This window comes from Indolivaga capnocytophagoides, from assembly GCF_036511535.1.
GTDB lineage: Bacteria > Bacteroidota > Bacteroidia > Bacteroidales > Dysgonomonadaceae > Dysgonomonas_A > Dysgonomonas_A capnocytophagoides.
The window spans coordinates 4,162,688-4,178,566 of record NZ_AP028867.1 but is presented as its reverse complement, the minus strand read 5'-3'; the positions used below and the strand labels follow the sequence as shown (position 1 = coordinate 4,178,566).

The 15,879-nt window shown below is 38.6% G+C and carries 8 protein-coding genes; all 8 read right to left on the bottom strand.

Features of this window, described 5'->3' with window-relative positions:
* Positions 1-93 precede the first annotated feature (93 nt).
* The 8 genes from AABJ51_RS16570 to AABJ51_RS16535 all read right to left on the bottom strand — a co-directional run bounded on the left by AABJ51_RS16570 (position 94) and on the right by AABJ51_RS16535 (position 15,861).
* Positions 94-2,379: a DUF5703 domain-containing protein gene (locus tag AABJ51_RS16570; protein WP_338373447.1), complete on the bottom strand. Its 2,286-nt coding sequence runs from the start codon at positions 2,377-2,379 to the stop codon at positions 94-96.
* Positions 2,372-3,790 (bottom strand): sialate O-acetylesterase, encoded by a 1,419-nt coding sequence (locus AABJ51_RS16565; protein ID WP_338373446.1) that lies wholly within the window; start codon positions 3,788-3,790, stop codon positions 2,372-2,374. The genes AABJ51_RS16570 and AABJ51_RS16565 overlap by 8 nt, the downstream gene beginning before the upstream one ends.
* A gap of 37 nt (positions 3,791-3,827) precedes the next feature.
* Positions 3,828-7,163 carry an MGH1-like glycoside hydrolase domain-containing protein gene (locus AABJ51_RS16560; RefSeq protein WP_338373445.1) on the bottom strand — a complete coding sequence of 1,112 codons (3,336 nt, stop codon included), beginning with the start codon at positions 7,161-7,163 and terminating at the stop codon, positions 3,828-3,830.
* Between the two features lie 18 nt (positions 7,164-7,181).
* Positions 7,182-8,123: a glycoside hydrolase family 43 protein gene (locus tag AABJ51_RS16555; RefSeq protein WP_434781375.1), complete on the bottom strand. Its 942-nt coding sequence runs from the start codon at positions 8,121-8,123 to the stop codon at positions 7,182-7,184.
* A gap of 22 nt (positions 8,124-8,145) precedes the next feature.
* Positions 8,146-11,226, bottom strand: a complete 3,081-nt coding sequence (locus AABJ51_RS16550; RefSeq protein ID WP_338373444.1) for a DUF6298 domain-containing protein — start codon at positions 11,224-11,226, stop codon at positions 8,146-8,148.
* A 14-nt stretch (positions 11,227-11,240) separates the two neighbouring features.
* Positions 11,241-11,888 (bottom strand): DUF3826 domain-containing protein, encoded by a 648-nt coding sequence (locus AABJ51_RS16545; RefSeq protein ID WP_338373443.1) that lies wholly within the window; start codon positions 11,886-11,888, stop codon positions 11,241-11,243.
* A 156-nt stretch (positions 11,889-12,044) separates the two neighbouring features.
* Positions 12,045-13,736 (bottom strand): polysaccharide lyase, encoded by a 1,692-nt coding sequence (locus AABJ51_RS16540; protein WP_338373442.1) that lies wholly within the window; start codon positions 13,734-13,736, stop codon positions 12,045-12,047.
* Positions 13,737-13,866: 130 nt separating this feature from the next.
* Entirely contained in the window at positions 13,867-15,861 is a 1,995-nt protein-coding gene (locus tag AABJ51_RS16535; RefSeq protein ID WP_338373441.1) for a RagB/SusD family nutrient uptake outer membrane protein, read from the bottom strand.
* Positions 15,862-15,879 lie beyond the last annotated feature (18 nt).

Below are 15,879 nucleotides of genomic sequence, written 5' to 3'. Positions count from 1 at the left end.
TTACAAAATAAGTAACATTAAATATTTAATGACATATAAAAAACTATCTTCTAATGTCTTTGTACTTACAAAATCAATAAATGACCTGAGACCTTAATTAATCTCAATAATATCAGAGAACCGCTCTTTCGGATACATATTCAGATAAGTTATTTTACCTTTTTCATAATTACACTCAACAGTTGTATTCTTCGACAGATGAAGTTTAAATGACACATCAATATCCTGAGGCCACGATGGCAATAGAATAATCTTCGAATCAGCAGTTTCCTGTACTAGCATTTCTTGCAATGCAATCATTCCGCTCCCACCCCAGTTGTGGTCGGGCGTCCAATCATATCCTGGGCCCCAAAATGCAGGAAAACGATGATCACCATCTTTTAGTTTGGCTTTAACTAAAGTCCAGGCATCTTCGGTCAATCCCAGCCGGGCTGCCCATATAGCATCCTGCTTCCACCCGATATGGCTTCTGAAACGGATAGCATCCTTATCGTATTTCCACGTATTAAGAGCAACTTCCATATTTTTATTACCAATACCATAAATGCCCCATGGATACACAGGATACAATTGAGGAGTTTCCACATTATTAACACGTTCCCACAATTTCGCAGGAGCTATCAGCGTTTTACCATCCACTGAGTGTTGTGGTAATTCAGGAATCCGGTTTCTTAGTTCCGTAAAATATTTAATATCATTGCTATCCTTCAATATTGTCTCACATCTCAACAAAGATGACGTTACTGTTTGTAAAGCAGCTATAGTTGACGATGCATTGTAAGCCATTTTATATGTCTCACAAGCCGATCCCGGATACAGAACCAATTTACCGTCTCCGTCCAACGATTTACGTCCCCGCTCTTTTGCCAGATACTGATAATGTTCGTCAAAGAATACAAGGCAACTTTTGATCAGAGGTAGATATTCATCGATATTGACTCCTGTATAGGTGTGATATTGCAAAATCATATAACAAAATTCCAGAACAGTATCCCACTGATATTCAAGCCAAGCATTGTACTCCAAACCTTTATCAAACTGCTCGGGGCGTTTCCATCCATATTCACTCGGATTGGGCAAGCCGCAGTTTTCTAACTGCTCGGTAAAGCAAGCTCCATGATGCCCCCAATAAACTTTGCTACGAAGTTCAGCCACAGGTAGCAGATTCTTGTAAAAATCGAATTGAGAGCGAAGCATATCACCATCACCATTTTTTAGCATCGGAAAATATACCAACCTTTGATTTTGAGCTGTAAATGTGCCTCCTCCCCATTTTCTGAAATCGGGTGTAAAGGCAAATGTACTATCTACTGATTCGGGATCGAATGTAAACAGCCCTCCATTGAATTTAGTCGGATATTTACCATAAGCATTACATGCCAGCATGTAACGAAATAAGTGATAATTCTTCACTACTTGAAATGCATCTTTATCCTGATTAGAAGGTGAGATGTAGACATAACTTCGTTGCCAGAAGGATTTCCACCATGCTATATTTTTATTCTTGTCTGACAAAACAGGTTTATACAGATTATTCTTCCATTGTTCGACATCCTCTGCCTGTTCGATATTTAAGGCAATAGAAACATTGATACTACGCATCGGTCGGGAATTGCTTAATATCCAACTCTGATAATCGGTGTGACCATAGATACCTTCCCCCCGATTTATAATATCAAAGCCTTTAGCTTGAATATATCCACCGGATATAAGATTCTTTATCGGATTATATATATCGGACATATATGCCGACAGACCCTGCTGTTTTACAGTCTCATCGACTACAGTGTAACTCTTGTTCCGATGGTAAAACAATATCCGCCCCTTATCAAAGGACACAGAATCTTTCAACGTCTTCAGGTCTGTGGGTGCCGCCCATTTATAGGAATTCTGGTTACTTTCCTGCTTTCTCAATAGTCGGTCTTTGTATCTCCAATTCTCGTAATGTATCTCTGCTGTTATATTTTTATTATTCTCTATATCGACATGAATAACGGGATTAAAGATATCCACCCATATACGAACCGTAGTCTTCTCTCCTTTATTCTCTCCGCTTATTTTTATGCAACCCTCATCCAGAACCAAATTCTGACTGAATTTATCATCTCCAAAAGGATTTGAAGATAAACGTATCCTAACACGTCCTTGCTTCAATAGAGTATTATTTTCATCAAAAGCTCCACTGCGGGACATATAAAACAGGATATCGCCATCCTCCACCCAGACATTCAAGCCGATATCTCCACCCCCACAGGGCATACTTTCGGATGAATTGTTGCTTTGAGTGTTCCACACTACATTATACGTATTTACATCCGCTGCTCTAAAGCAGAGAGAACTCAAAAAGAGAATGTATATCAATGATAACCTTTTACTCATCCCAATCATCAGTTCTGAATGAAGATACAGGAAGTCCCTCAGTACCAAACAAGTCTGCTTTCACATAATCTCTAAAACCATACCTGACGGCAACAGGCTGAAGCACCTTGTCGGAAGACACCTCTACTTTGCTTCTGTTGAATCTAGCTTTTGCCGGATAAAATTTCCGGTCTGATCCGGCTATCTCGAATTCCTTCATTTCCTTTCCGAATGATGTCATCCACATCGGTGCATTGGCAAAACTGAGAATAGCCACAGAATCTTTGATCTCCATACCTTCGAAACTTGGGCTTTCGAAAGCAAAACCCATTTTGTTGTAAGCTTTAGCCAAAGCCATCATCGCCAAACGTTCGCCTCCGGTCTGTTTGTCCTGTGGGTGAATATTATATTCTTCGCCTATATCCATCAATACAACCATACCCGAATTGGGTATATTACGGGATACCTTCAATTGGGCTTCTCTCAGATAGGCAGCATTAAAATCTCCATGCGCTTCGGGCGGATTGTCATAAGGTGCAATCTGGCAAAAATAAAACGGAAAATCACCCTGTCCCCATGAAGATCTCAACTCCTTTACGAATTTCTCGAATAATGGAACGTATTGTTTCGGACGATCGTAATTAGACTCGCCCTGGTACATAATACTGCCTTTAATAGTGTACCCTTTGATCGGATTTATCATACCGTTGTACAATGTAGTAGCTGTACGATTAGGTACTTTAATATCGGCTTCGGCTTTCGGGATACTTATTTCAGGGAAGCCGATGAGCCATTCTTTTGCCATCCAGCTTTCTATCCATGTACCACCCCATGACGACAATACAAGTCCGACCGGTACGTCAAGCATTTCGTTCAGAAGACGACCAAAATAATAGCCGGTTGCACTAAACTCACGTACCGTTTCGGGAGAAGCCTCAGTCCATGTACCAATCACATCATCAGTCCGATTCAAAAGAGATGTTCTTTTTACTGTAAACAAACGAATCTTCTTGTTCGCAGACTTCAGTATATCAGCATTACTGTTTTTCACAGGTTGTCCTTTAAAACCTTTCATAGGCATTTCCATATTCGATTGCCCAAGACAAAGCCACACCTCACCTATCAGTATATTATTGAAGGTGACACTGTTTTGTTCATCACTGATTGCGATCGAATAAGCGCGGTTATCGGCTTCCAGTGTTTTGACATATACAAACCACCTGCCGTCCTTATCAACTTTTGTATAATAAGGTTCGTTAGTCCACGATGGCCTTACTTCTACTGTGCTGTTTTTCTCTCCCCAACCCCAAATTTTGACTTCCGAGTTTTGTTGAAACATCATATTATCACTAAAAATCGCAGGCAATTTAATTCCTGCATGAGCTTGTAGTATATAAATAGCAACAATAATAAATAATATGACCTTTTTCATTTACTTATATTTTTTTGTAAACACACTAACCTGAATATTACAGATTGCATATAACCTTTTCTATATCAACCTTACGAATAACTTCTTTGCCGTCAACCAATATATAGAAACCTTTACCTCGTTTGTAGCGATCGCCGTTTTTGTCCCAAACAATGGTGATTATGCGATTGTGATACAATATATTATCCAAGCAGAACCAATTCCATTTATCTTTCGGTAACAGCGGATTTACTTCCAAGACATTGTCAGCTCGAGGACGTAACCCGATCAGTCCCGAAATAATTAAATCATTAAAAGTAGAGTGATTATAATAACGACTGCGCTCTTCATCACCTTTCAGCCAATAACCGGTCTTTTCATCAAGATATTCACCGACATACGGTTTTCCCCTATAATACTGACTCTGAACGTATGTTTCCATTTCTTTAAAATAAATACTGTCGTTCAATACATCCTTTTGGGAATAGTTGTTCAGTACATTAGCCATTGCCGTCAAAGTTTGCGAAGAAGCGAAAGGCCATACTGCCCCATCCCATTCACAACGACAACATCCATGCGAACGAAACAAAGGATGACGACGCTCAGCTGTGGTTAATCCGAAAGGGGCACAAAAACCTTTAGTATCTGTTACTTGTTTCCAAGCAGCACTAAAATTTTCTTTATCAGATGGAAGACCAAAGTACCATGGAATATAACCAATAGCTTCTCTAACCAAAGCAAACTCGCCGGGTTTACGTAATGTTTCGAAAAAAACACTGTCTTTATTCCACAATTGACTCTCTACCAAATCTTTTATCTGAACTGCCTTATTTGCATATTTATCTGCATTGTCTTTATCACCTTTGAGTTTGGCAATTTCCGCAAGCGCTTTAGCATTTCCATACATGTATGAATTAATAGTAGGACGAGCATATTTCTTTCTCCGTCCTCCGCTGATTTGTTCTTCCATGCCGTCTTTTACGTCTTCCTGCCAATACAATCCGCTGGGTAATAAATGATCGTCCCATTGCGTAAACTCCCATTGAAGATCGGGATACATATCGGTCAGATAAGCTTTGTCTCCATCTACCATATATTTGTTATATAGAGCATTGGCTGTCCAACTACTGAAATTTCGCAATTTTTTCATCGGCTGACCTTCATTGCCTCTAAACCACGTATGAATATACTGATTCACGTACTTCTGATCGTGCAACCACCGTCCTTCATACACATGATGACCGATAGCACAGGCTATCATATTGTACTTATCTGCATAAGGACGATCGACCATAAATTCGGTTATCGCATATCCAACCGGAGTATCTTTGATATGTTTTCGGTACGACCACCAACGGTAGTAATAAATTTCTTCGAAGTTTTTTTGCGGACAATCGAACAACGGTATATTAGCTTTCATCCAATCCCACGACTGAGCGTTCGGTATGGCTTGTACGACATTTTCGTCCTCCATTGCATTGAAATAATCCACATACGGTTTGTAATTATCACTAACTAAAATAGCGGCTGTATTTCCTAAATCTTTGGTATGCAAACCCGATATATAATATGCTGCCATTGATTCATCTACATCCGCATCGGACATATCAGTAAATCTATCGGCAGGAGTTTCCGGTGTTGGATCTTGCGGTAAATCTCCTGTACGGAACACGACTCTTTTGATCGATTCAACAGGATTAAAGAATAACTTAGTAGAAATATCTTTTCCGTTTAATTTCATTGTCAGACTACGGGTAGGTGTCGATAATGATATATCAAAATCATATTGAGTTCCGGCAACATACGGAGACAATGTACCATATCGTGCCCCATTTTTTATTCGCAGTATTCCATCAGCATCAAAACTAATTCGTGTACATGCCTCACCTTTTGCATTCTGAAACTCTATCTGTAAACTGCCTTTATCGTTTTGCTCTGGAATAACCGAAAATGAAGCATTCAGAAGTTTAGCTTCGGGTATAACTCTTTCGGCTTTGGCATAATCGTGCTTATCCCAATCTTTAAGAGCCAACCAACGTTTACCATCGGCACGCTTTTCTATTTTTGCAGGAGCCCAAAGCGGACTGTATATATTCCACACATTCAACTCTTTACCCTCTGGCATATTATTGAATATTTCATCTGCATGACTCATTGCCTGATCTGTAATAGGCACAGGTACTTTTGACACCCATATATCTTCTTTATTCAAACTATATGTTACCCACATATTACCATCGGGTGGAGTGCCGTTATTATCCTGTATACCTCTGATATACTGAGGGCCTCTCGATTTATAATTGCCTCCGTAACGCATGGGTGTCAGGTCTCCATGCACTAAATACAATGTGGTGTATTCCAACCCGTCGTCACTGGTCGATACTGCCATTGGCCAACGAAATTCCGATGGATTGTATACCGTAGCATACTTACCGTCAGATGTTTTCTGTCCCCATATTTTTGCATTACTATTCACAAAACCCGGTGCTCGGTAAGCATTCTCAGGCCAAGTTTTACCACCATCATTACTTATAGCAGTCAATGCATGTTTCCACAGGCCAACAGTACGTCCGTCATTCAATTTATAATAACTAAATGCTTTATAAGGCTTCTTTAAAGGTATAATAGGATCGTTACGATCAGCCTCTTCCACCCATTGCATCATATACAACGGATTAGCTAACAGTTCGTCGCAAGCCTGAACAAAACCTTTATCTTTTGATTTCTTATAGAACGGATAGTCTGTATTCTTTTCATTAAAAGAATGGTTGTAACGAATGAAATGAATAGGGTCAAAAGACCCGTCTTTTTTAATCTCTCTGATTACTCTGCCTATGCCGTTTCCATCATTCGGATCGTCTTTCATATCCAAGCATACTCCGTACGAAGTCATTGCTAAAAGACGTCCTGTTGATGAAGTAAAAAAAGCTACTCTAAAATGTGTTATCGCATATAAATCTTTTGCAGGAGTTCCTTTTCCGTCCTTCGAATATCCGTCGGGCACTTTGTATTTAGGAAAAATAACTTCCGGCCTCGACCAATTATAACCATCTTTCGAGGTTTGTAACATAGCCTCTCCGGGAGGCATGTGCTCTCCAACAGGTGCATTGAGGTATTGAAGATAAAACTGTCCGTTCCAATATGCCAACATCGGAGCATGATTGTATGTATAACCCAAGCCGTCGGTCTTATCAGGGTGCAGGCGACTTGCTCTCATTGTCTGAATATTATGCGTTCCTACAGCCGGACTCAATTGTCCGTGATGGTAGTCTACATTCGATAAAGTAGAGCCTGTATAATGTACTCCGTCTGTATTTGTTTGCGCAAATGCGGATATAGACAACCCGAACAGACAAAGGCTTAGTATCTGCTTATTTATTCTATATAAATTCATATTTACAGTATAAGAAACTTATTTTTTCAACAGATCATTTACTATCTTCTCGTCAGCCATAAATATAGTTCCATGCTTGTGTCCTTCGGGGATAGAAATCTTATCGTTGATATTTGTAAATGTTTTGAAATCTTTTGTCGAAACAGCCTCGTAAGTTTTTTTCTGATACGAATCAAAGTAGATCAACCATTCGTCACCCACCTTCACTACTGATGGTCCTTCGGTAAAATTATCAGTAAATGTTTTCGGCGAAAGATCGGTATAAGGTCCTATCGCAGATTTAGCAAAAGCAACTCTCATATTTCTTTCGGGACGAGTATTGTCTTTCAGTACCATTACATAATCAGAATCGGCACGCTTAAGTAATACTGCATCGATAGAACTAAACCCCGGATCGTATATAACTTCTGCGTTCGTGAAATCTTTAAAATCTTTGGTTTTAGTATAATATAGGCGATGATTATTATATTCATCTTCGATTCCTTTTTCAAACTTGAACGGAATAGTAGATGCCCAAACTATAATAAAATCATCGGCAGCATCATCGTAAAATATTTCGGGAGCCCATACATTTACAGTAGTGGTATCGAAAGCCATTACAGGGATAAACTCTTGTTTGCTCCAGTTTTTAAGATCTTTCGAAGAAGAATATCCAAAACCAAAATCGCCTTTCCAACTGCATGTCCATACCAAATGATATATTTCGTCTTTACCTCGTGCAATACTAGGGTCTCTCATTATCTTTTGTGTACCCACTTCAGGTTTAAGAAAAATTCCGGGAATGCTATCCCATTTATAACCATCGTAACTATACAGTAGGCGCAATCCTTCGGTAGCAGGTTCGTGAAAAGATGTAAACATATATACCTGAGTAGGTTCTATACTTTTCTTTTCGGAACTACACGCTCCAAAACTTACTACCATTAGAAGTATCAACCAAAGATTCGTTATTGTTTTCATAGAGTATTTCTGATTCAATTTTTTATTGCTTTACCAGCCAAACTATGTTTTGAGAAACATCGAGGTTAAAAAACCCTCCACCTTTCAGTTTTCGTTTTATATCTTTCACTTCACCGGTTTTACTATTTATCTGATAAACTGCATACGTACCCTTTTCAGAAGACAGGTCTACTGTTACCGATTGTTTTTCGGTATAAATAATATAACCGATATTAGAATTACCTAATACATATTGCCCATCTTTAGTCTGATTTTCAACCACATCCATTTTTGATACAGCCTGTAAAAAACGAGTATCGGAAATAACAGGTAAACAAGCCAAAGACCCTTGCGCCATAAATGAAGCCCACGCATTTTCAGGATACTGTACAGCATAGTACATTACCGCTTTTTCGGGAAAACGTTGACGATATTCTCTTACTGAACGGTAAACCGATTCGAACGAAACCTTTCCGACTTTCTCTAGACGGGCATGCTGACGTGGAGCCAAATTTTGACCACCTTTGGGTTCGTAAGTAGTACCATCGGCTCGATGCTGCCAATAACGAATATCTATTATATTAACATATTTAGCCCGTGCTTGATCTGCCAGAATAGCATCCTGCACATCCTTAGTTGTACTTAATGCAATCAATGGCTTTTCGCCTGTTTCTTTTTCCCACTCGGCTATTACGTCCAACCAGAATTCGACAAAATGTAACGGACCTGTATATTCGGCACTGATTAATTGTATTACGCTATTGTTTCCTTTAAAATTATCTAAGCACTGACGGATAAATTTTTGGTGTAATTCTCTACGAACAGGATGTGCTATATCATAAAATTGTTCGGCAAAAAATATTCTTTTATCTCCGGCATAAGGCACAGGTTCGGGAAAACCTGTATTGTTTATATTATTTGCCGGACGCCAGGGGCTATCAGCCCAATGTGCTCCTGCTTCAATTATATTGTGCTGAAAGTAGTTTTGATGCAGCAATACCAAACCTTTCTGATCGGCAAGGTCTGCAAATTTTTTAAGTCTATTCCAATAAAAATCGTTGTATTTAGTGAGATCGTATTTACTTAATCCATCATAAGCTGTACCTTGTCCGCTACGGGCAAAAGGTTGCTCATAAAAAGGAGGCCATACATCTCCATTGATGCGGCGTATGCGCTCATGGTCGTCTCTTCGTCTTTCATACCATAAACCATAATTATGATCTATCGCTACTATATGCATATCATGCATCCATTTAGCTACAGAATCGATATCATCTGTCAGTCCTGTACCAACTCTACTGGGTACATATCGGGTTAGATGTGGCAATGCCGTTTTTGCCAGATAAATAGGCTGTACACTTCCGTTCCACCAACTGATATCGTGTTTTCCTCCTGTTTGAACCAAATCTCCTCTGACTAACCAGCCATTTTTAACTTCAAGGGCTGGCTTATTCATTTCTACAGGCTGTTTCTTCTTATCTTGTTTAAAGATCTTAGCACTAGCAACATTGACCAAAATTGTATTTTTATTATTCAGAGAATCAATCCATTCCGATAACGTCAATGCAGGCGAATAAGCTTGTTTAGTTAATTCCATTGCCACTTCTACTTTCGGAGAACTGGATGCTTCCCCCTCAAAAGGCATCAATCCTGTATCTTCTGTACTATCGGGAAAACGATCTTTCTTTTGAGCATAATATAGGCTTCGGGGATTAATATTATTATTACTATCTTGCCAATATCCATCTCCCGAAAATTCAGACCATGATCCAAATGCCCAATTCTGAGCTGTGGGCGGGCTGAAGCATTCGATTAATGAAGCTGAACACTGCCAAAATACACTATTAGCAGCTGTCCATCCCGATCCTTGACGTTCCTGCATATGATTTTTATAGCTTAGAGCTTGTCCTTCAACATTAACTATATCAAAAAGAATACCTGATGCCCAACGGTCGATTGCGCCGCTAAAACTATGAGGCAGAAAAGAATGACATTGAACAAATGCATTAGGACCGGCAGCACAATATCCAACTGCAAAATCGTGATATCCGTCTTCAGCATATAATCTCTGAAAAAGGCATTGCTGACCGGCTGTAAAAAATGAAGTACGTCTCTCTCCTCCTATTTCTGAAACAGGAGCTAAAGATTTACAATTTTCAACAGTTACCTGTTTTACCGAATTATCAACATAAACGGCAGAACCTGCAAAATGGAAAAAGTTTACATTTCTTACCCATCCATCCTGAAGATTCTCCATAGTAATTGCTGTCCACGAGTGAGCCTCGTCTTTCAGATTATTTTTATCAAATTCGGATATGCATGTCAAGTTTTCGACACCGATATTTGATATACGCCCATTCCAGATATAAGGAATAAGCATGCCACCTCCGTATGATTTGTCTAAAGCTGTTGTTATGGGAGCATCAAAAGTTACTTTTGTGCCCTCGACAGAAACGATTATTCTATCCCAATAAATATCTGTAGCAGAAGGCTTCCAGCCTAAAGAGGTTATTCCTCCTCCAAAATGTTTCGTCCCGATTTTATCTATCCAACTTTGTTCCGATGGCCGCTGAATATATATTTTATCTCCTTTTTGTAGTTTTGAAGTGTTAGTGATATTTACAGAAAATGCATTCACCGGAACATAACCATCTATTATTTCGTGAGTTTCTCCCATTTTACGATCATCAGTTCCGTAAAGTCTAATAAGCGTACGCCTGTCTTTTCCGGTTGCAACGAGTCTGGTTTTGCCAACTCCACATCCGCGAAGCACTACTCCCGATGTTGTTATCTTCAACGATGATTTGATTGCATAATCTCCCGTAGATAATAATACAATCCCTCTCAATCCATTCTGATTCAGTGGTAAAGAACTTACATAATCGATTGCATCTTGAATAATAGAAGTTGCATCGTCTGCAACACTAGGCACAACTATAGTCGGAGAAGTATTAGGAATAGCTTTTTCGCCAGCCATATAACCCGCATACGAAAAATCGGGAATTCTATTACCTAAACTATCCCGAGTGTAAACAAGCTTATCCGATTTGTAAATCAATGGAGATTGAGCGCATACAAAACCGAAACAAGCTGATAATAATACAATAAATACAATCTTTTTCATAATATCCTTTCTTCTCAAAGACTTTTCCCCTGAGCTTTCAATCTTTCTTCCCAGCCTTTTCGTTCTGCCTGAACATCATAGCCTTGTTTAGACAAATAATTGTTTATTCGCCCCTTATATTTCCCGAACCATCCATGCTTGTCTTTCGATGAAGATGCACAAACAGCATGTTCGCGGGCTTCTACCAGCCATGCGTATATCTGTTGTTTTTCGAAGTCTTTCAATGATGGAATCATATCTAAATACGAATCGTAGGTTACTTTTACGACTCCGTATGTCAACCCGTCTTTAACTGCTGTTATCTGTTTTTCGTCCAGATAAGGAGATAAATTGCCTATAAACATACAATATTGATTATAAAGATCAGCATTTCTTTCATTTTCGATAGCCGTAACCTTTAGTTCCTTCGCAGTTTTATCTGTGATCTGTTTTGTTTGTTTTTTAGCATCTTCGGCACGATCATTTATACGGCCGACATTCTTATATTGATCCACAACAGCACCTACAACTTTATTATATACCGATTTATCGGTAAGGTTCAACACATCTACAATTTTTTCTGACCTTTGAGTCAAAACCTTTATATATTCGGAATCGTTATCCTGAGCCCAAATTATCGCAAAACTAAATACGAGTATAATGAATAAGCCAAATCGAGTCATAATTTTTCTTTTTTTGATAAAATGGAGAGGGGTTATCGCTTTTTCTTATTAGATACATGAAAAACTCTAAACCACATCAAAATCTTTACGATAACCCCTATATCTTCCATTAATATAATTAAAAAACCAGCATGTTAATGTTACTTGTATGACACCTTAGTTCATCAGACTCTTTCTTTTTGCCAATGTATCATAATTATTCTTTGGATCCTTCCAGTTTACTTTCTTAGTTGGATCTATTCCATTAATATATTTTTCGATATTAGTATAACCATCGCCACTCAAATCACCATTAGCATCTAAAGGATCATTCGGATTTAATCCGTATTTGATCTCCCATGCATCGGGTATACCATCATTATCCGAATCTTTGTATGGTTTACCTTTGTATTCCGGATATCCTCCTACTTGTTTAATATCGGTAATAATACCCGATTTATAAGAATCTTTTGGTAAACGACGATATTCGAATTGGTAAAAATCTTCAGGATTTAAGTTCTTGTCATAATACACTTTTCCTGTTTTTACTTGTTCTATAACACGTTGGTCTACAATATCACGTTTGGGGAATGTTGCACCTACATTATCCATCACAAAATCGTATGCTTCATTAGCTGACATTATAGGAAATGGATTATCTATAGGAAACGGTTTATCCCATTTCATATTTTCGGTATAGCCGTCTGTATTAGCCTGTTCCTGAACTTGAATACCTCCAGCCCAGTTATTTTCACTAATCTCAGGATATCCCTCTACAACATTACCATTTGCATATACACGACCAAAAACAAAATACCCTAATTTGCTACGACCGGCTTCGGGTTTCAAAATACGGTGTCCGACCGGAGTATTTTTAGGAGTCAACGGACCGGGCTTATAATAGTTATTTATTATATTGTAGAGAGCTGTATAATCGCCTCCATCAACTGAACGATGCACCCAATTATAAATTACGTTATTTACAAAATTGAAAACACCATTCCACCCGATAGACGGATTACGTCCTGCATTATTAGCCCAAAGGTTGCGCATAAATGTACAATTTTCGCCACCCAAAGTACTGCCGAAGGAATGATTGTAAGTATCTAATGCCTGAGACGAGATTGTATTCTGAATAGTAACGTTAACCGTAGGTAATTTTAGATCTTTCGAGCCATCTTCAGGATTGAACATATGACGATAAAACGATATATTTTCATCTAATCCCCAGCTTGTAGAACAGTGGTCGATCATTATATTTCCCACAGGATTACCTCCAAAGCTATCATCACGGCGTCCTACCCACGTTTCGCCTCTACGGAAACGCATATGACGGACAACAACATCGTGAGTATTAGCCCATATAGTTTCACCGGCAATACAAACGCCATCGCCAGGAGCTGTTTGTCCCGCAATAGTGATATAAGGAGCACGTATGATCAAGGGAGATTTCAGATGTATTATACCTGCTACATTAAAAACAATGATACGTGCACCGCCCTGTTCGCAAGCATCTCTTAATGATCCCGGACCACTATCAGCTAAACTTGTTACAGTTATAACCTTACCACCGCGTCCGCCAAAACTGTATGCACCTCCACCTTCTGCTCCCGGAAAAGCGGGAATCTCAGCCTGAGGTAAATCCGTTGGTCGTGCAGCCCAAGGAATATAGGGTCTGCCTTCCTTTGCCTGTTGATCAATTATTGGTTTAGCTATTGCAAAAGCTGAATCAGAACGAGCATATGCTGCTTTAATCAACTCAGTCTCCTGTTTTTTTACTTCCGGTGTAATTTTAGGATACTGCGCCGATACAGTATTTGTAAGAGCCAGAGCAAGAAATGCAGTGCTCGCAATCACTATTTTTTTCATTCAGAAATTATATTTAGGTTTCTTTATTCAAATCATAAAACCACTTATGTATTTCAAATCTCCCGAGAATTACTATAAAACAACTATAAGAATTCATGCTCGAATAATTCTCGGGAGATTTTTATTTATATTATTTTCTTGCATCGAACGTACCTGCTCCGCCAGTATAGTCTAACCAGCCTAAACTTTGAGGCAACCATGTGTTCATCGTTAAGACATCAGAAGGTAAACCAGACAAATAATAATTCTGTCGCCATGTGATATATGCCTGTTTATTATTCAAATTATCTACTGGTGTTTCTGTTTCTTTAAATTCAAAATTAGTTTTCCAAAAATTCGCTAATGAATTCATATCTGCTTGCAAATTAGTAGAAGTATTTATATCTATCGGGGTAAATGCATCAACATTACTTTTCAGAGGATCGGTACTTGAAAATCCAGAGCCTTTTACTTGCAGATATTTTCCGATGCGATATTTTCCATTTAATGGTTCAAGTCCCAATGCAGCACATGTATTATTACCTGATGCAGCATCATCGTTAAACAACATCCAACGCCAAAGATCCCAGAAACGTTTACCTTCATAAGCCAATTCGATCTGACGCTCACGAAGACAAGCCTTGATTGCTTCGTTCTTATTAGCAATAGAACCTACACCATAAGTTCCATCACCGGCAGGAATTCCTACACGTGCACGTACAAGACCAATAGTCTTAACAGCATTTGTGGCATCACCTGTAGCAGCATAACATTCTGCTAAATTCAACAATAATTCAGCATAACGATATTCATAAATATCAGTACCATCAGCTTTATAAGTATCTGTACTTATTTCTTTCGGGTCAGCCATTTTTCGCACAATCGCCGGGCTGCTGCCTCCAATATTACCTGCATAATAATGTTTATTTTTATCATCACTCCAACGATAATTCCAAACTACAGCATTAGCATCAGCATCATAGCCCCATTTCATTCCCGAGAATGCAAATGTGTAGTAGAAACGTGGATCACGATTTTTGAAAAACAGAAACTCATCATATCCATTAGCTGCCGTTGCTTCTTTTCCATCTGCCATAGGGAAAATTTCTAACATACCCATCGGAACCTGATAACCGGATCCACTACCACCCATTGTTTTCAAGCGAATAGCTTTTTGCCAACCACTATGTTCATCTGTATTAGATGTTGTATTAGACATCATTTTGACCATAATGACTTCTTTGTTCCATTTATTATCAAAATTATAGAACATTTCATCCCACATTTTGCCATTTGTACCATATAAGCCATATCCTTGAGCATCCAAAAAGGCTTTTGCATCTTGAGTAGCCTTCAGGGCATCTTTCCAACGTTGATTTCCTGTGTTATCCCAATCTGAATTAAAAATTGGACTGGCATATACTAGCAATGCTCGACTTTTGTATGCAAGTGCAGCTTCTTTCGTTAATCGTCCATATTGAGCATCACCCCATTCTGCACGAGTAGGAAGCAAAGCGTAAGCTGAATCAAGATCGGCAACAATCTGCGCAAAACATTCTTCTATGCTTGAACGGTTAAAAGTTTTTGCTCCTTCGTAATCAGTAGCGTCTAAAACTTTATTAACTATAGGAACACCACCATATACACGTACTAAATCAAACAGTTGAAGCCCTCTTAGAAAATAAGCCTGACCTTTTGCCTGCTTAGCTACACTTGGGGTCAATGTCGAACCATACATTGCAACACCTTCCAACACTTCGTTACAATTACGGATACGTGTGTACGGATTATTGGATAGAGATGTTGAAAGCTTAGAGCCAAAATAAGTATCAGCTTCCGAAGATTGTTTCAAATCTTTATTGGCATTGAATTTATCGCTTATACCCCATTTCTCTTCGGTATATGTTGTCATGTCTGTATAATTTCCTAATAACCCATAGGATTGAGGAGGGGTCATGCCACTTACTCTGAATGAATTATAATATATATTCTGTATGAATTTGTCTATATTGACATCATTACCGAATGTTTTTTCAGGAGGATATTTATCATAAGGAGACATATCCTTCAAAAATTGGTCGCTACAACCTGAAAAGGATAAGCCTAAAACCAATATAGTATTAACAATAACTATTATCTTTTTCATAATTCTTCTTTTTTATTT